The organism is Paenibacillus sp. 4624 (genome assembly GCF_050435065.1).
Lineage (GTDB): Bacteria > Bacillota > Bacilli > Paenibacillales > Paenibacillaceae > Paenibacillus > Paenibacillus amylolyticus_D.
The window spans coordinates 135295-152787 of record NZ_JBNDJR010000005.1 but is presented as its reverse complement, the minus strand read 5'-3'; the positions used below and the strand labels follow the sequence as shown (position 1 = coordinate 152787).

Annotated in this window: 16 protein-coding genes; 5 read left to right on the top strand and 11 right to left on the bottom strand. The window is 44.7% G+C overall.

Annotated features, from left to right (window positions below):
• From ABIE27_RS13525 to ABIE27_RS13510, 4 genes are all read right to left on the bottom strand, one after another.
• Nucleotides 1–1482, bottom strand: a complete 1482-nt coding sequence (locus tag ABIE27_RS13525) for a sugar ABC transporter ATP-binding protein (RefSeq protein WP_429350698.1) — start codon at nt 1480–1482, stop codon at nt 1–3.
• A 14-nt stretch (nt 1483–1496) separates the two neighbouring features.
• The gene (gene rbsD, locus ABIE27_RS13520) at nt 1497–1898 is read right to left on the bottom strand and encodes a D-ribose pyranase (RefSeq protein WP_123063512.1); all 402 of its coding nucleotides are present in this window, start codon (nt 1896–1898) and stop codon (nt 1497–1499) included.
• An 88-nt stretch (nt 1899–1986) separates the two neighbouring features.
• Entirely contained in the window at nt 1987–2865 is an 879-nt protein-coding gene (gene rbsK, locus ABIE27_RS13515; RefSeq protein WP_123063513.1) for a ribokinase, read from the bottom strand.
• On the bottom strand, nt 2858–3847 hold the full coding sequence (locus ABIE27_RS13510; protein ID WP_429350697.1) for a LacI family DNA-binding transcriptional regulator: 990 nt from the start codon (nt 3845–3847) through the stop codon (nt 2858–2860). The genes rbsK and ABIE27_RS13510 overlap by 8 nt, the downstream gene beginning before the upstream one ends.
• Before the next feature lie 267 nt (nt 3848–4114).
• Here ABIE27_RS13510 and ABIE27_RS13505 point away from each other — a divergent pair, with 267 nt between their 5' ends.
• Entirely contained in the window at nt 4115–5152 is a 1038-nt protein-coding gene (locus ABIE27_RS13505) for a DMT family transporter (RefSeq protein ID WP_429350696.1), read from the top strand.
• Nucleotides 5153–5291: 139 nt separating this feature from the next.
• Here the strand turns inward: ABIE27_RS13505 and ABIE27_RS13500 are convergent, their stop codons facing one another.
• Both ABIE27_RS13500 and ABIE27_RS13495 read right to left on the bottom strand, forming a co-directional pair.
• Complete coding sequence (locus ABIE27_RS13500) at nt 5292–6425, bottom strand: serine hydrolase domain-containing protein (protein ID WP_123063515.1); 1134 nt, start codon at nt 6423–6425, stop codon at nt 5292–5294.
• Nucleotides 6426–6646: 221 nt separating this feature from the next.
• Entirely contained in the window at nt 6647–6844 is a 198-nt protein-coding gene (locus ABIE27_RS13495) for a hypothetical protein (RefSeq protein ID WP_240036701.1), read from the bottom strand.
• A 172-nt stretch (nt 6845–7016) separates the two neighbouring features.
• On the opposite strand from ABIE27_RS13495, the gene ABIE27_RS13490 reads away from it, so the two are divergent.
• Nucleotides 7017–7688, top strand: a complete 672-nt coding sequence (locus ABIE27_RS13490; RefSeq protein WP_123063517.1) for a cyclase family protein — start codon at nt 7017–7019, stop codon at nt 7686–7688.
• Between the two features lie 54 nt (nt 7689–7742).
• Here ABIE27_RS13490 and ABIE27_RS13485 read toward each other — a convergent pair whose 3' ends face one another.
• Both ABIE27_RS13485 and ABIE27_RS13480 read right to left on the bottom strand, forming a co-directional pair.
• On the bottom strand, nt 7743–8615 hold the full coding sequence (locus tag ABIE27_RS13485) for a YitT family protein (protein ID WP_429350695.1): 873 nt from the start codon (nt 8613–8615) through the stop codon (nt 7743–7745).
• Between the two features lie 143 nt (nt 8616–8758).
• Entirely contained in the window at nt 8759–9115 is a 357-nt protein-coding gene (locus tag ABIE27_RS13480; protein ID WP_429350694.1) for a MerR family transcriptional regulator, read from the bottom strand.
• Between the two features lie 275 nt (nt 9116–9390).
• Here ABIE27_RS13480 and ABIE27_RS13475 point away from each other — a divergent pair, with 275 nt between their 5' ends.
• A complete protein-coding gene (locus tag ABIE27_RS13475) occupies nt 9391–10173 on the top strand; it encodes an SDR family NAD(P)-dependent oxidoreductase (RefSeq protein ID WP_123063519.1) in 783 nt (260 codons plus the stop codon).
• Nucleotides 10174–10302: 129 nt separating this feature from the next.
• Here the strand turns inward: ABIE27_RS13475 and nspC are convergent, their stop codons facing one another.
• Both nspC and ABIE27_RS13465 read right to left on the bottom strand, forming a co-directional pair.
• Nucleotides 10303–11430: a carboxynorspermidine decarboxylase gene (gene nspC / locus ABIE27_RS13470; protein WP_429350693.1), complete on the bottom strand. Its 1128-nt coding sequence runs from the start codon at nt 11428–11430 to the stop codon at nt 10303–10305.
• A 1-nt stretch (nt 11431) separates the two neighbouring features.
• Entirely contained in the window at nt 11432–12676 is a 1245-nt protein-coding gene (locus ABIE27_RS13465; protein ID WP_090915856.1) for a saccharopine dehydrogenase family protein, read from the bottom strand.
• A gap of 1119 nt (nt 12677–13795) precedes the next feature.
• Here ABIE27_RS13465 and ABIE27_RS13460 point away from each other — a divergent pair.
• Both ABIE27_RS13460 and ABIE27_RS13455 read left to right on the top strand, forming a co-directional pair.
• Nucleotides 13796–14413 (top strand): TetR/AcrR family transcriptional regulator, encoded by a 618-nt coding sequence (locus ABIE27_RS13460; RefSeq protein ID WP_429350692.1) that lies wholly within the window; start codon nt 13796–13798, stop codon nt 14411–14413.
• An 81-nt stretch (nt 14414–14494) separates the two neighbouring features.
• On the top strand, nt 14495–16816 hold the full coding sequence (locus ABIE27_RS13455) for an MMPL family transporter (protein WP_429350691.1): 2322 nt from the start codon (nt 14495–14497) through the stop codon (nt 16814–16816).
• Nucleotides 16817–16975: 159 nt separating this feature from the next.
• Here ABIE27_RS13455 and ABIE27_RS13450 read toward each other — a convergent pair whose 3' ends face one another.
• On the bottom strand, nt 16976–17401 hold the full coding sequence (locus tag ABIE27_RS13450; protein ID WP_123063523.1) for a MarR family winged helix-turn-helix transcriptional regulator: 426 nt from the start codon (nt 17399–17401) through the stop codon (nt 16976–16978).
• Nucleotides 17402–17493 lie beyond the last annotated feature (92 nt).

Sequence of the window (17493 nt, the reverse complement as noted above, 5' to 3'; positions counted from 1 at the left end):
TTACTGTCCCCCTGTAGCTAGTGTCATAATGTGTTCCTGTGTCGCTTGTTCCTTCAGCAGCACGTCGGTGATGTGACCTTCATGCACAACGGCAATACGGTCACTCATTCCGAGCACTTCGGGTAGTTCGGACGAAACCATGATGATCGCTACTCCGCGATCCGTTAGTTCGTTCATGAGCTGATAGATCTCACGCTTCGCTCCAACGTCTACCCCACGTGTAGGCTCGTCAAGAATGAGCACGCTTGGGCCAATGCCCACCCATTTGGCGATAACCACTTTCTGCTGGTTCCCACCGGATAAATTCCGGGCCGCGGTTTCCGAAGATTGGGTTTTGATCTGCAACCGTTTGATCAGGGTGTCCACAAACTCCTGTTCTTTCACATTCGAGATGAAACCTCTGCTGGAAAAACTGAACAGGTTCGTCAGTGCCATATTTTCACGGATCGAAAAGTCGAGTACTAGCCCTTCATCCTTCCGGTCTTCTGTAATAAAACCGATGCCGTGCTTCACCGCATCCGCCGGTTTGCGAATGTTTACTTTTTTTCCGCGGATCTTGATCTCACCGCTATCCAGCCGATCCAGACCGAAGATGGCTCTCATGATCTCCGTACGCCCCGATCCCATCAGTCCAGAGAAACCAAGTATTTCGCCAGCTTTCACATCAAAACTAACATTTTCGAATAATCCTTTTCGGTTAGCTTCTTTCACCTCAAGTACGATTTCGCCATACTTCGGATTTCGAGACGGGTAACGCTCGGTGAGTTCGCGTCCGACCATTTTGCGCACAACCTCATCAAAATTTGTCTCAGGAATTGCTTTGGTATCCACAGTTCGCCCATCACGCATAATCGTAATGCGATCACAGATCGTAAAAATTTCCTCCATTCGGTGAGAGATGTAAACAACGGATACACCATTTTTTTGCACAGAACGAATGACCTCAAACAACTTCTGGATCTCACGTTCGGTCAAGGCCGCTGTAGGCTCGTCCATAATAATGACTTTGGCCTCGGTCATCAGCGCTTTGGCGATCTCAATCATCTGCTGCTGTCCGACAGAGCACTCTCCTGCAGGACGCTCAAGCGGGATATCCACCGATAGTTTGGCAAATTGTTCATTAGCAAGCGCTTTCATTTGTTTTGTGTTAAGCAACCCCATGGAGGACGATATCTCTTTACCGATAAACAGGTTATCCAGCACTGTCATCTCTGGCCAGACATTTAATTCTTGGTGAATAAACGTAAGCCCAAGCTGCTCAGCTTCTTTCGGACTACCGAAGTACGTCTCTTTGCCATCAATCTCAATCGTTCCCTGATCCCGTTGGTGCAGACCGATCAAAATATTCATGAGCGTTGATTTCCCGGCGCCATTCTCACCCATCAGGGCATGAACCTCGCCTTCTTTTAATTCAAAATCCACACCGCTTAACACTTGATTCGTGCCAAACGCTTTATGGATATTATGCATCTGAATGTGCATAGTGCTGCCTCCTTTTAACCGAAATGAACTCCCGATTGTAAAATACAATTGGCATACGGTGTAGCCTCGCCTGTACGAATAACGGCCTTCACTTGCCGGGTTAACGCTTTAAACCGTTCATGGTTCTGGCTATCATCAATGACCTGCGAATCAAATTTTTCATTCAAGTAGGCAAGTGTCTGCGGATTTCCTTCCTGGATTTCACGAGCTACGATCACCTTTTCAATGACCATGTCTTCCGCAATGACGTCCAGTACTTCACGAAAGCTTGGTGTACCGAGTTTGAGTGCCAGATCAATCTTGAGCACACCATCCGGAACGGGCAAGCCCGCATCCGCAATGGCAATCTGATCGGTGTGACCCAGATCAGACAAAATTTTAGAGATGTGACTGTTCAAGATGCCGTTTCTTTTCATATAAAGTTCCCCTTTATTTCATTTGCGGATGCTCATCTATTTCACTATATAAGTTGAACTTATATAGAAGTCTTTGCTCAGCTTCTTTTTATAGACTTTCCTCTACTTGGTCCCTAGTTGGCATGCCTCCCTGTGCACCAAACTTGGTTACGGATAACGATGCCGCCCGATTGGCAAAACGCACACTGTCCTGAATCGATTTACCCTCAGCCAGAGCGACTGCAAAAGCTGCATTAAACGTATCGCCAGCTCCGGTTGTATCTACAGCTTCAACTTTATAGGTTGGCACAAGGACCTCTTCATTACCGTCAAAATATCGAACACCCTTGCTGCCTTCCGTAATGAATAATTTGTTCGGATGTTGACGTAGAGCTTCCGCAGGCTTCATGCCTTTGAACAAAATTTCGGCCTCATGCTCATTCGGTGTAATATACGATGCATTGTCAATTACCTCTTGTGGAACCGCACGGGCAGGAGCCGGATTGAGCAGTAAAGGTGTTTTATATTCGGCACATAATTGGCTGACATGAATCACCGTCTCTTCTGGAATTTCCTGCTGAATCAGAACGATATCCGCGTTACGAATCGCTTCAGCAGCTTCATCCACATAAGCAGGAGTCACTTCGCGATTGGCCGCTTCGACCACTACAATGCTATTATCTCCCTCTGCCAAGATGATATGAGCTGTACCGCTCTCGGAATGTGTAACCGGTTTCACATTGCTTGTATTTACACGATTCGCTTTAAAGTTTTCTAAAATGTCTGTACCGAATGTATCATCTCCAACACGGCCGATCATGACCACTTCAGCTCCCAATCGTGCTGCCGCAACAGCTTGATTGGCCCCTTTCCCGCCGGGTACTGTCTTAAAGCTTTCACCAAGCACGGTTTCTCCCGCGCCCGGTCTTCTGGACGATGTCACAACCAAGTCCATTGAACTGCTTCCAATCACACAAATGTTAGCCATCGTTTCTCACCTTTCTCGTTGTTCCCCGTTCAATGAAGGACACGGGCAACTGTATGTTTTTATTATCCATCTTATTTTGCTCTACTAACTGAATAAGTAATCCTGCTGCTTCTCTGCCCATTTCATATGCCGGCTGACGAATCGTAGATAATGCCGGTGACAACAATCCGCTCATCGGAATATCATCAAACCCAATGACTTGTACATCCTGCGGAACATTCTTCCCGATGCGATAGGCTTCATGTAATACAGCCATTGCAGCGATGTCATTACTGGCAATAACACCATCCGTATCCGGATATTTTTTAAACAGTTCCTCAGCCCATACACCTGCTTCATTAAATGAAAACGAGGTGGTTTGAATGACCTCATGATCCATTCCCGCTTCCCGGATGAATTCAATCGCTCCTTCAAACCGATCTTGAGCCGGCCGAATGTGGGATGGTCCTTGCATAACGGTAATTCGTTTGCTGCCCCGTTTAATGATCTCCTTGGCAGCAAGCCTTCCGCCTTCTCTGCCATCGGCATAGACCGAAGGTCGATCCAGCGAAGTTCTGTCCAGGAAGACGACGGGAATCTTCAGCTTTTCATATATCGAAGAGTGAGGGTAATTGGTGGATGAGATCACACCCACTACGTTATTCTGGATAAACGTCTGGATGTAATCCTGCTCCTTCCGTTCATCCTCATCACTATTTCCAAATATTAAGCGGTAATCCTGCTCTTGCATCCGATCCTCCACACCCCGCGCAAGCTGAGGGAAATAAGGATTCGCAATGTCTGGGAGCAGTAGACCAATCAGTTTTGACTTGCGTGTGTATAGTGAGCGTGCCACTTCATTCGGTGAAAAGTGAAGTGCTTTGACAGCATCTTCAACTTTCTTGCGAGTATCTGCGTGCACATAGCCCCTGTCATTAATCACTCTGGATACCGTGGCTACCGATACACCAGCCAGATTTGCTACGTCTTTAATTGTTGTCATGGAATGTTCTCCTTATGTGTAACCGGTTACAGACATAAATTATCACATTATTTTTCATTTGGCAAGCGCTATCTTACTGGGAATAACATCCACATCCTCTTTTCTAACGTTCTTCTCTGTTATTTTTCTCATTCACAACATATCAAGGATGCCCGAATAACCCTTTTTTCTTCCAACACAAAACCCGGTTTTTATGATATGGTCTATAAGGCATGATTGTTTATTCATACATACAGATGTGCACATCAAGCGAGGAGAAGATTAAGCGTGATCGAAAGAGATTCAACACTCATTAGCCCAAAGTTAACAAAAGAACATAAGCTAAATGAAACTACAGCACAAGGAAACAAAAATCAAGACGCACAGGAACATCGGACCAAATTCAGCGATCCCTTCATTGTCATGCTCGTTGCAGGTCTATGCTGTTTGTTATGGGGGAGTGCCTATCCTTCCATCAAACTCGGATATGTTGCTTTTCATATTTTGCCCGAAGATATCGCATCAAAATACGTTTTTGCCGGGTATCGTTTCAGTTTGGCAGGTATATTGCTGCTACTTCTATATCGCGTTGGTTTTAGACGCAAGCTGAAGCTGAGCGGACGTGAGTGGGCAAGTTTGAGTATACTCGGCGTATTGCAGACAGGACTGCAATATATGTTTTTTTATGTGGGCGTAGCCAACACCACCGGTGTAAAAGGCTCCATCATGAATGCAACAACGACGTTTTTCAGTGTTGTATTGGCGCATTTTATCTATAAAAATGATAAGCTGAGCCGCAACAAAATCATGGGCTGTGTGCTCGGGTTCATTGGTGTCATTATCGTCAACTTTCATGCAGATTTACTTACCTTTTCATTCTCTTTCACAGGAGAAGGGTTTATCATTATGGCTGCCCTTGTATTCTCCATTACAGCCATTTATGCAAAGCGTCTAACTGCGGCTATTGATGTTATGATGATCACAGGCGTCAGTCTGCTGGTTGGCGGATTAGTGCTGACTTTACTCGGCGTGTCACTCGGAGGTCAAGTTACTCATTTTACATGGGAATCTTCCCTGAATCTGGTGTATCTGGCTTTGCTGTCATCCGTGGCCTTTTGCCTGTGGAATCTGCTTCTGAAGTACAACAAGGTGGGTAAAGTATCGGTTTACAACTTCCTGATCCCCATCTTTGGTGCCTTGTTATCTGCACTTTTTCTTGGAGAAACAATCTGGGAACTTAAGAATCTTATTGCGTTAATATTGGTATCTGTTGGCATTTATCTGGTCAACCGTGTAAGCTCACTTCGAATGACAAAAAGCCGCTAATTAGCGGCTTTTGTTTATACTATGACAACATGACCACGTCAGCTCAAATTAGGAAACAAACAAAAACCCTGCTGTTCTCCTCAGCAGGGTTCAAAATGAGTTAATAATATTTACACTAACTTACATGTAAAGAGCTGTTTTATAGGCAGGAATATACGGTATTGCGTAAACGACGATGCACATAATGCTCCTGACTGTTCAACAGATGCTGCGCATACATCACCGTTAGCCCCGAATCCGGGTCTATAATGGCCATACAGCCAGCCGCGCCAGCCCATCCAAATTCACCAACTGGACTCAGTGACCCACTACCTGCTGTGGAGATATGTGTACGAACGCCGAGACCATAGCCGTAACCATACATATGATCCCATGAAAAGTCTGGTCGTGTCATGTCATTCAGATGATCGGCTCTCATGAGCTCCACGGAAGCCCGGGATAAAATTCGCACGCCTTCAGGACTTGTACCGAATCCGGTCAGTGCATTCAAAAACTTGGCGTAATCGTTCACGGTGGATAACAATCCGGCACCGCCACTATCCAGTTCTGTACCTACACGGAAACCGTTGCCGTCCATTCGTACCGCCTTATCTTGCTCCTCATCAAAAAGATATTGCGGAATCAAGCGAGACTGTTGATCTTCGCTCAGATCAAAGGTGGTATCATTCATGCCAAGCGGCTTAATAATCTCATCTTGCAAATACGTGCCGAATCGTTTGCCACTTACGACTTCTACCAGTGCACCAAGCACATCATGACACATGCTGTAATTCCAGTGTGTGCCCGGCTCAAACATCAGCGGTTCTTTCGCCAAAGCTCTCGCAAACTCTCGCGTTGGCAGCGTTCCATTCGTGCGCTCTACCGCTTCCTTGATACTTGGTGCGTGGATATCATATGAAAAACCAGCAGTCATCGTAAATAGATCACGAACCGTAATGGGTCTTGTCGCTTTCTCGTAATACACCTCGCCATTCGGAAGTGCCTTTTTCACCTGCATTTCTGCAAATTCAGGTAAATACTGAGAAAGTGGGTCAAGTAAAAGGAGATCTCCTTTCTCGACCAACTGCAAAGCAGCCACACAAGTCATAATTTTGGTCATGGAGTAGAGATTAAAGATTGCGTTGTCGCGAATTGGGGTCTTCTCCTCCAAATTTTCGAATCCATTGCGATACTGGAAAACGGTTTCGTTTTGATGCATAATAAGCACTTCTGCCCATGGAACTCTCCATGAGGTTAAGCGATCAATTAATGAAGCAACCGGTTTAAAGTCCATTTTTCCCCATCCTTATATGTAAAATTGTTTTGTTCGTGCCACGAAGAGTACTTCGTGAAATATACTTCTCTTCCTTTTCACATATACTACTATACGACCTTTTGAACCTGTTGACTAGTTTGATGAAATGTTAATTTCGTTAGGTGAAGTATTGCAATTCAAATGGCAAAAAGCTGATCCATAACTGGACCAGCTTATAACCTTACCATCATATTTGCAGACTAATTTGGATAAGCTCGTCTATTCTCAACCGATTTCATGCGGTTCTGGTCATCCGTTACGTGATCCTGACTAAATTCCTGCCCTGCTTCCATCTCACCATGACCGGATACGTTGCGGGAGAAATTGGTGAATTGTCTTTTGTGTTCGTCCTGTTCATGCTTTTGCTTCAAAAGTTCCTGCGGGTCCTGCTTGGTCATCACACTAACCTCCATATTGAAATGTCTTGTATGTCTTCGCACTATATAAACCGAACTCAAGAGGGTTTGCAAACCAACCAAGTTCAACTTATATACAAAAGCTTTCCATACAGAGGCCCTACTTATGCAAGTAATCTTAAGTCCGTACAAAGGAAAGGAGATCACTCTAAATATGATGCGCCTTCTCTTGTCTTATCCGTTGGGTGTGAACACGCCGGTATACAAAGACAATCCTCCCGTTGTAATAAAGCAACAATCCAGTATCGCTCAAGGTGATGCATACAACCAGTTTATTGTCTCAAGCCTCAATCATAATGGAACACATATTGATGCCCCGTGGCATTTTAATCCTCAAGGCAAGAAAATCAGTGAAATTCGGATAGATGATTTCATTTTTACACATCCCGTGGTAATTGATATTCCCAAAAGTGATGATGAGTTGATTACCAAAGCTGATCTGGAGCCTTATGAGCATCAGATCGCTGGAGCCGACCTGCTGCTGATTCGCACGGGATTTGGCAAAATCCGATCATCTGATCCCGAGCGGTACGCCAATCATAACCCGGGTTTATCCGGCTCGGCAGCACAGTACTTGATGATTTTTGATTCCTTGCGTGCTATTGGTATCGATATGATATCCGCTGGTGCAGCGAATCATCCCGAGGAAGCCGTTGCTTTTCACCAGATTATACTAGGCAAAGGTCGGGTCGATGGCAAGTACATTCTCGTCATTGAAGATCTGAATCTGAATCAGGAACTTTCCCACATCTCTAGGGTTTACGCGATCCCTCTGTACATCGAAGGTGTCGACAGCAGCTTTGCTACTGTTTTTACGGAAGATTAACGCTGGAGTAAGAAAAAGCGCTGACAAGAGGAATGCTCTTATCAACGCTTGTTCTTAGTGAATGTCTTTCTTCTTGAAATTGCCGCCCTTCACTTCGGCTACATCGTAGACAACAACAAAGGCTGTAGGGTCAATCTCGTTAATAATTTCTTTGATTTTACTCTCTTCCATCCGGTTGATGACACAAGTGATTTCCTTGAACTGCTCGTTGGAGTATCCACCGTACGCATCGGTGTACGTTGCTCCGCGTCCCAATCGATCACGAATAGTTTCCACCATGACTTCCGGTTGTGTCGTAATAATTTTGAATGTTTTCGAACCGCTCAAACCTTCTTCAACAATATGTATCACTTTAGAGGCAATGAAATAAGCGAGTCCTGACAAAATAGCGCCTTGCAAACCAAATACAGTCGAAACAACGATAAATACAAACATATTCAGGAACAAAATCAGGTCACTTGTTCCGAACGGCAGTTTACGTGATAACAATACGGCCAGCATATCAATCCCATCAAGCGCTCCGCCATTACGCAGTGCAAGACCCATACCAAAACCGATGATGATACCACCCACAACCGTAACCAGCAACGTATCACCTTTAATTATCGTTGGCACATGATGCATCAGACTGGCACTGATCGCCAGTGAAGCAATTCCGATGACGGAGTACAGCGCAAAACTTTTACCAATCTGCTTGTAACCAAGCCATACAAACGGTACGTTTAACAGTCCGATCAATAGTCCCAGTGGCAATCCAAACAAATTTGAGCCGACGATACTGAGACCGGTAACCCCGCCATCGGATACCTGGTTTGGAATCAATATGGCCTCCAGACCATAGGCCGTAATGAATCCCCCGATAATGATGAGTAGCACTTTGGAAAGGATTTTGAGCTGGTTAGACTTGTGTGCTTTGTGTTGATGCATTCCATTTCCCCCTTGATAGACGATAAACATGATAAATTTTAACAAACATAAAAAATAGTCTATAACAAAAATCACACATTTGGCAATAGAAGGGCATTTCAAAAGGCAGTTCAGTCTGCCGATCGCATGCAATCTCCGTTACATTATTTCCCGATAAAGGATCGATATGCTGTAATTTTAAGCTCCAGCATTTCATTTGCCGCATGGAGTGTATTCATTTGCTGCTCCACTGACTTCTTGTGGTCCTCCAGCAGCTTCAGCCGCTCAGGGGCGGTATGTTCACCTTCCTGAAATAATGAAGCGTACTGCTTGATTACAGCAATCGGCATCTGTGTTTCCTTTAATTTGATGACAAACTGCAGCCATTTCAGATGGGATTCGTTGTATCGTCTGTCTCCACTGGCATCACGCAGCGGGATGATGATCTGTTCCTTCTCATAATAACGCAGCGTATGTGCGCTAATGCCTAACTTCTCGGCGACTTCTCCGATCGTATGCACTGTTATTTTCACCTCCTTCTCCAGAGTGCTTGACTTAGAGTAAACTCTAATCAGTATAATCAATCCGTGGTCATCCCACAATATAGATTGATTAGGGCGTGTCTGAAAACGCTGAAGAAAGCAGATTTTGCCGAATTTTCGTTCCAAGCAAGGAAGTTTCCCGCAGGCGTGCAGGGGCACGTCAAGGGGAAGTGACGTAGCAGGGGGCGAAAAGGGGGTGAAAGATGCACTTCAGTAGGTTTCAAGACACGCCCTTGATCCCAGGAGGAATTCACATGAAATATACCGTTATTACCGGTGCCAGCTCAGGTATTGGATATGAAGCCGCTTTGGCATTTGCAGCCAGAGGCAAACATCTCATTTTAGCAGCCCGCAGAACAGAAGCTTTGGATATGTTGAAAAATAAAATTGCCGAATTGAACCCGGAACTGGATGTTGTTGTTCGTACAGTGGATCTGTCCATTGCCGCAGATGTACATGCTTTCTATGAAAGCTTGAACGGTTACTCCATTGAAACATGGATCAACAATGCAGGATTTGGCAACTTTGCTTCGGTCGGTGAACAGCATCTGCCCAAAATCGAACAAATGCTTCATCTGAATATTGAAGCACTGACGATTCTCTCCACTCTTTATGTTCGGGATTATGCCAATACTCCGGGCACGCAGATTATCAACATCTCTTCAGGAGGCGGCTACACCATCGTTCCAGATGCGGTGACATATTGCGCCACGAAGTTTTATGTCAGCGCCTTTACCGAAGGGCTCGCACAAGAACTCCAGAGCAAAGGCGCTCCAATGCAATCCAAAGTACTGGCACCTGCTGCCACAGAAACTGAGTTTGCTGAACGTGCCTTTGATCTGGATCAGTTCCAATATGAAGGCCGTGTGCCCAAGTTCCATACAGCCGAGCAAATGGCAGGATTTTTACTCGATCTGTATGACAGCAAACATGTCGTGGGTATTGTGAATGGACTAACATATGAATTCGAACTAAAAGATCCAATCTTCCCCTATGCCGCGAGAGCTGCAAGCAAACCTGTTGATTCAAACGAATAATAGAAGTAGCAAAAAAAGGCTGTCCTCTAGTCACACGAAGTTGTGACCTTGGACAGCCTTTTTACTTGTACTGCACTATGATTATCGCTATTGTACTATCTCTATATTGCTCGGATATATAATAAAGTATTATGCCAAGCGCATTTTGAAATCTTGATATCCGAATTCACGCACAACTTCGCAATCGCCATCTTTGCGTTTAACCGCAATCGCAGGTAGCGGCATGCCGTTAAACGTATTTGTTTTAACCATGGAGTAGATCGCCATGTCTTCAAATACAAGACGGTCGCCCTCCTTCAAAGGCTCATCAAATGAATAGTCGCCAATCACATCACCAGACAGACATGTTTGGCCACCCAGGCGATACAAATGTGCTTTCTCGCCCACTTCACCTGATCCGATCAATGGCGGACGATAAGGCATCTCCAGCACATCGGGCATATGACAAGTTGCGGAAGTGTCCAAAATGGCAATATCCATGCCGTTCTTGTGGAAGTCCAGAACGGAAGTCACGAGATAACCTGCATTGAGGGCAACTGCTTCTCCCGGCTCCAGGTACACTTCCAGACCATAATCATTTTGCATCCGTTTGATGCATGCTTCCAGTCTTGGAATGTCGTAATCTTCACGGGTAATATGGTGTCCTCCACCGAAGTTAATCCATTCCATCTGCGGCAACCACTGTCCGAACTTCTCAACAACTGCATTCAGCGTTGTTTCCAAGTCGTCCGAGTTTTGCTGGCACAGCGTGTGGAAGTGCAGTCCAGATACACCTTCAAGCAACTCTGCACGGAAATCCTCCTGCTTCGCGCCGAAACGTGAACCTGGAGAACACGGATCGTAGATCTCGTGTCCTTCCTGAGTGGAGCATTCCGGATTCACACGCAAACCAACCTTACATCCTGCTTGCAGTGCTTTATCCTTGAATTTCGCCAGTTGTGAAAAGGAATTGAAAATGATGTGATCACAGATCGAAACAATCTCATCCATCTCTTCCTCACGAAAAGCCGGAGCAAAGACATGATTCTCTTTGCCCATCTCTTCGTGACCGAGACGCGCTTCATACAAACCGCTCGCAGTCGCACCGCTCAGATATTCTCCAATAAGCGGATACATCGCCGTCATGGAGAACGCCTTCTGCGCGAGTACAATCTTCGCTCCTGTACGCTGCATTACACCGTTCAGGATTTTCAAGTTTTTCTCAATCAGACCTTCGTCAACAACAAAACAGGGTGTCGGTAATTGCTCGAACCGCATGTTAGCGAACAAGCTCCGATTCTTTAGCTTTGGACTCTTCTGGCAGCTCATCCACGAGAACCGGATTGAAGTCTTCTACCCAAGGAAGTCCCCATTTGTTCAGTTCTTCCATGAATGGATCCGGGTTGAACTCTTCCACGTTGTATACGCCTGGTTTGTTCCATTTGCCTGTCATTACCATAGCTGCACCGATCATTGCTGGAACACCAGTTGTGTAAGAGATCGCTTGGGAACCTACTTCTTTATAACACTCTTGGTGGTCACAGATGTTGTATACATAATATGTTTTGTCTTGACCGTCTTTTTTACCTTTGAAGATACAACCGATGTTCGTTTTACCTACTGTACGAGGTCCAAGGGACGCCGGATCAGGCAGAACAGCTTTCAGGAATTGCAAAGGAATGATTTGTTTGCCTTCGAACTCGATCGGCTCGATGGAAGTCATGCCTACGTTTTCCAGAGCTTTCAGGTGAGTCAGATAGCTTTGACCAAATGTCATGAAGAAACGGATACGTTTCAAGCCAGGGATGTTTTTCGCCAGGGACTCCAGCTCTTCATGGTACAACAGGTACATATCTTTTTCGCCAACTTCTTTGAAGTCGTACACACGTTTGATTTCCATCGGTTTGGTTTCGATCCATTCACCATTCTCCCAGTATCTGCCGTTCGCAGAAACTTCACGGATGTTGATCTCTGGGTTGAAGTTGGTAGCAAATGGGTAACCATGGTCGCCGCCATTGCAGTCGAGAATATCGATATATTCGATTTCGTCAAAATAATGTTTCAATGCGTATGCAGAGAATACGCCAGTTACACCAGGGTCAAATCCGCTGCCCAGCAGTGCAGTGATGCCTGCTTTTTCGAAGCGCTCTTTGTAATCCCATTGCCAGCTATATTCGAATTTTGCCGTATCTTCCGGCTCATAGTTTGCTGTATCCATGTAGTTTGTTTTCGTTGCCAGGCAAGCATCCATGATCGTCAGATCCTGGTATGGCAACGCCAAGTTCATCACGATATCCGGTTGGAACTCGTTAATCAATGCAATCAGCTCTTCTACATTGTCCGCGTCTACTTGAGCTGTTGTAATTTTTGTTTTGCCGCCATCCAATTTTGCTTTCAGATCATCACATTTGGATTTCGTACGGCTTGCGATACAGATTTCTTCAAAAACCTCGCTGTTTTGAACGCATTTGTGTACTGCTACAGAAGCCACGCCGCCGGCTCCGATGATTAGTGCTTTTCCCATTTTCTCATTCTCCTATCCCCATAATTAGGATTTTTAGTTTTTGTTTTTTTCGTAAAATTCCAAGACGTTCGCAGTTGTATTGTTTCATTATGCAACGTCCACCCGCTCCTGATACAATAAAAAAAGCAAGGTGAAAAATGTCGCACTTTTGCGCACACCATCACACTTGCTTGTCGATATACATCATAAAAAAGACGTGAAGACTCCTTGACCAAAAAAGTCCATAAGAACCCCTTCAGCGGAAAGCTTCTTCATGTATATCAATATTGGATCAGAGTCTATATAGCAAATAATTCGCCTTTACCACTCTTATTGACCGTTTCACAAGTTGATGTGCAGATGCACTGGTTGTAAAGTAACCAACTTATAAAATTTGAGCTTTGAACTCAATCAATAAGGCAACATAAGTTGCCAATCGGCATTTGACCCGGCTGTCCGTATGGCCTTAACTCCTTGGTAGAAGTGGTCAAAAATTATCTGCTGGAAAGCTCTAATTCATATTGATAAATCAACTTTCCAAAATCACAGGTATTACACTATCAGACGTTTCCCGAAAAATCAAGCGATATTTCAAAATTTATTTTTTAGTTTTAATTAATCAAGTATGAACTGCTCGTCATAACCTCTAAAATCATCTTCAGCGTTCTTCATTTGAGATCAACGTTTCTGCATAAATATGCCCCCTCATTTATTCAAGTCCACTTCTCACGTAATTAAATTTAAAGTAATGACTGCTGATTTTTAACTTCAACCTCTATCCCACTGTATTGAATTAATCGATACATCTTTCCGTTGTAGCCATACTTTTTCGAAAAAGTGGTTTATCCATTTGTCTTTATAGTTCTCTGACGGTCATTTACGAATAATTTCAACAATTTGCTGGGAAGTAATCCATAGAGTAGCTGAGCCTGCACTGTATCCATAAAGCTCAAATTTTAAAAATGAAATAAGATGTATATTAATAAACTCATATTGGATATTCATTCATGTCAAAAACTTGCACAATGAGTAAATTTGCACAATGGGCAAAATGTTGCTATGATTATTTTCACAAATGAGATACTTGGTTATTTCCTTTAACTCATCTTAAGGAGGCGAACGCATAGGCGGTATAACATTATGAAACGAACGTTGCGACACTTAAAAAAAGAAGCCACGGAGAAAGCACTTGCCGGAGTTGCATTTAATCTGACGCTGGAGCATGGACTTGACGGATTCACGGTAGAAGATATCGTGCAACAGGTTGGATGCTCGCGTAGAACATTTGCCAACTACTTTACATGCAAGGAAGAAGCTGTTGCGCTTGGAGCCCTATCAGTGCCAAATACGGCTGAGCTTGAACATCTGATCACAGAGATTCCGGACCATGCCTCACTGCTGGAAATTATGTATGAACTGGTTAAAATGCAACTCACGTCCGAATTGATTGGCAGACTGCATCAACTTGTCATCTTGTCCCGCACCTATCCCGTACTTGAACCTCACTATTTGGCTGCGATGCACAGGCTGCAAACTCAGGCTCAGGAAACCCTGCTAGACCTGTCGAACGGCCAAAACGACGAGATCTATACGTACTTGCTGATTAGCGCCATTTATGGCACCGTGTTGCCCTTAATCGAAGGAAGACTAAATGTGTTGTTGCCTGGAAAGCAAATCCCTGCCGACTCAAGTTCAGATGCAGTCCCGTTTGAACAGTTTATGGAAACGGTGTTTGATCATTTGCGAAAAGGGTTTTAACCCCCTTCTTTTATCGTTTTTTAATAATAATCCACCATCGTAATCAACATACTTATAATAGAAGGAGTGCAAAAAAGAGCAATGTCTACCTTATTATATAAAATAGGAAAAACCGCTTTTCGCAAACCCGGATATTTTATCATTGGCTGGGTAATTCTTCTGGGGATCGTCATCTCCATGATCAGCATCAATGGCGTGCACATCAGCTCGGAAATGAAAATTGAAGGAACAGAATCACAGAAAGTTTTGGATCAGCTTGCAAAAGAACTGCCTGCCGCCTCCGGCGGTCAAGGAAGCGTTGTGTTCAAAGCGCCGGTCAACGAGCGGCTGGATACACCTGAACGTGCAGCTGCCATTATGAAAGGTGTCAGCGAAGTATATGGACTGGAGAAAGTGATTAATCCAGCCGACTACGCCGCTGCCCAAGCGAATAACTCAGGGGCATCTGCGGACGCAGCTCAAGCGATGAATATGGCTCAGTCGGCAACGGCCTCTCCGCCTCCATACGGGCCCTTCATGGTGAACAATGTTCCCGTGCCAGGTGTGTTGATCTCATCGGATGGCAGCACAGCGTTGTTTCAGTTCCAATTCACGATTGAACAGTCCGCTATTACACAAGATGTGTTTGATTCTGTCATTCAATCGGTCATGAAAGTTGAAGAAGGTACACAGATTAAGGTATTGCCTGGTGAAACGCTTAAATCGGTGTCCATCGGGGTTGGTTCCGCTGAAATTGTGGGGCTGGTTATCGCCGTAATCGTACTGCTCATTACTCTTGGTTCCGTTGTTGCAGCGGGTCTGCCACTGATCACAGCCCTTCTTGGTGTCGCTATTGGGGTTGGGGGAGCATTCTCGATCTCCAAATTTGTTGATATGCCGAGTGTGACATCCGTTCTAGCTCTGATGGTAGGTTTGGCTGTTGGCATCGACTATGCACTTTTCATCGTCAACCGTCAGCGCCGGATGATTATTGACCAACGCCTAAGCGCACAGGAAGCTACCGCACGGGCAATTGGCACATCAGGCAGTGCCGTATTTTTTGCTGGCTTAACCGTCATTATTGCCCTCTGCGGTATGCTCGTCATCGGACTCACTTTCTTGTCCACGATGGCACTCGTCGCAGCGGCCACGGTACTGATCAACGTATTCGTTGCATTAACCTTGCTACCAGCCTTGCTCGGCCTTGTTGGTGAACGAATCTGCTCGAAGAAAGCTCGTGCGAAAGCTACCAACTTATCAGATGCCTCAAGTCATGGCGTGGCCAACAGATGGGTCAAATTCGTCATTAAAAATCGCTGGGCGACCGTTATTGCGATTATTCTTGTTCTTGGTTTTGCTGCTACTCCGATTACAAAAATGGAAATGGGAATTCCAGGTGCTTCGTCAGCAAACCTGGATACGGATGCAAGACAGAGCTATGATGCCATCTCGAAAGGTTTCGGTGAAGGGTTTAACGGACCGCTGATCCTGGTGGCTGAACCACGTAATGCGTCTGCCAAAATGACACCAGAGCTTCTGGGCGGACTCGCCATGGAGCTGCAGGGTCAGAATAACGTAGCTCAAGTCTCACCTTTAGGGATGACGGAGGATCTGGCTATTTTCAGTCTGATTCCCAAGACAGGTCCTAATGATAATGCAACGAAAACGCTAGTCAACGACCTGCGGTCGGCAGACTCTGGCATGGCTAAAACGTATGACGTCAAACTTGGCGTGACCGGACTTACCGCTGTAAATATTGATATGTCTGCCAAGCTGGCTCAGGTTTTCCCGATCTATGTAGGAATCATCATTTTACTTTCATTGATTATCTTGTTGCTTGTGTTCCGTTCGATCATCGTTCCGATCAAAGCAACGATTGGTTTCCTGCTTAGCATTCTAGCTACGTTTGGTATGACAACCGCTGTGTTCCAATGGGGCTGGTTGTACTCCCTCTTTGGTTTCGATACAGGCGGTCCGCTACTTAGCTTCATGCCAATTATCGTAACAGGTATTCTCTATGGTCTTGCCATGGATTATCAGGTATTCTTGGTTAGCTCGATGCGCGAATCCTATGTCCATGGTCACCGCGGAACTGAATCCGTCGTACATGGTTATAATCAGGTTAGTCGTGTCGTTGTTGCCGCAGCGGTTATCATGGTTTCCGTATTCGCTGGTTTTATCTTTACTGATGATGTCATGATTAAACAGATTGGATTCACACTCGCGGTGGGCATTTTGGTTGATGCTTTTATCATTCGCATGGCTCTGGTGCCTGCCATTATGGCGATGTTTGGCGATAAAGCTTGGACTCTTCCGAAATGGCTGGATCGTATCTTGCCTAATCTGGATGTGGAAGGCGAAAAACTAATTGCTAGCCTTAATACCCAAAACGAAGTTAAGTCGAAGTCAGGTTCCGAATCATAACGGATTTTCAATAATATATATTCAACAAAAGACCTCCTCAGTTCACAGTTCATGAGGAGGTCTTTACATTAACCCTATTTTCTAACACAAACAACTCACACCCCTCAATACATGCTATAGCATGTATTGAGGCACTTTAAATTCCTATCTTAAATTCACCTAATCCTCTCGCACATTCATATACAATTTTTCTAATATGGCTTTGAGCTGTTCGAGTTCCTCGGGTTCTATCCCTCGTGTAACATAGTTATGAGCGTCTTTGACTGTTAACAACAAATTTTGTTTCACTTCTTCCCCTTTTGGAGACAAATACAAATGGTGTGAACGTTTATCTTGATCATTAACGATTCGTCGAACCATTCCTTTTCGTTCTAATGAATGAATCATTCGGACGACAGTCGTTTGATCCCGATCGATAGCCTCAGCCAGCTCTTTTTGAGTCGTAGCTTTATCGATATCCATATAAGAAATAATACTCCATTGTTCAGGCGTGACCTCGTAAGGTTTCAATTGTTTGATAAAATAATTCGTAAGCTTGAGATCCGTCCGGTGAATTAAAAAACCAGTCACATTGTATAAGTCCATTGTCGTACCCTCATTCATCATTTTCTTACACCAATTATAGGCGATCTGAACGAATGTTACAAACGACACTCATCAAGGAATGGGCGGCTTTA

What these genes read in the sequence shown, in the direction of transcription:
- ABIE27_RS13525 (WP_429350698.1), bottom strand. Translation starts at nt 1,482, where the DNA reads ATGCACATTCAGATGCATAATATCCATAAAGCGTTTGGCACGAATCAA.
- rbsD (WP_123063512.1), bottom strand. Translation starts at nt 1,898, where the DNA reads ATGAAAAGAAACGGCATCTTGAACAGTCACATCTCTAAAATTTTGTCT.
- rbsK (WP_123063513.1), bottom strand. Translation starts at nt 2,865, where the DNA reads ATGGCTAACATTTGTGTGATTGGAAGCAGTTCAATGGACTTGGTTGTG.
- ABIE27_RS13510 (WP_429350697.1), bottom strand. Translation starts at nt 3,847, where the DNA reads ATGACAACAATTAAAGACGTAGCAAATCTGGCTGGTGTATCGGTAGCC.
- ABIE27_RS13500 (WP_123063515.1), bottom strand. Translation starts at nt 6,425, where the DNA reads ATGGACTTTAAACCGGTTGCTTCATTAATTGATCGCTTAACCTCATGG.
- ABIE27_RS13495 (WP_240036701.1), bottom strand. Translation starts at nt 6,844, where the DNA reads ATGACCAAGCAGGACCCGCAGGAACTTTTGAAGCAAAAGCATGAACAG.
- ABIE27_RS13490 (WP_123063517.1), top strand. Translation starts at nt 7,017, where the DNA reads ATGATGCGCCTTCTCTTGTCTTATCCGTTGGGTGTGAACACGCCGGTA.
- ABIE27_RS13485 (WP_429350695.1), bottom strand. Translation starts at nt 8,615, where the DNA reads ATGCATCAACACAAAGCACACAAGTCTAACCAGCTCAAAATCCTTTCC.
- ABIE27_RS13475 (WP_123063519.1), top strand. Translation starts at nt 9,391, where the DNA reads ATGAAATATACCGTTATTACCGGTGCCAGCTCAGGTATTGGATATGAA.
- nspC (WP_429350693.1), bottom strand. Translation starts at nt 11,430, where the DNA reads ATGCGGTTCGAGCAATTACCGACACCCTGTTTTGTTGTTGACGAAGGT.
- ABIE27_RS13465 (WP_090915856.1), bottom strand. Translation starts at nt 12,676, where the DNA reads ATGGGAAAAGCACTAATCATCGGAGCCGGCGGCGTGGCTTCTGTAGCA.
- ABIE27_RS13460 (WP_429350692.1), top strand. Translation starts at nt 13,796, where the DNA reads ATGAAACGAACGTTGCGACACTTAAAAAAAGAAGCCACGGAGAAAGCA.
- ABIE27_RS13455 (WP_429350691.1), top strand. Translation starts at nt 14,495, where the DNA reads ATGTCTACCTTATTATATAAAATAGGAAAAACCGCTTTTCGCAAACCC.
- ABIE27_RS13450 (WP_123063523.1), bottom strand. Translation starts at nt 17,401, where the DNA reads ATGGACTTATACAATGTGACTGGTTTTTTAATTCACCGGACGGATCTC.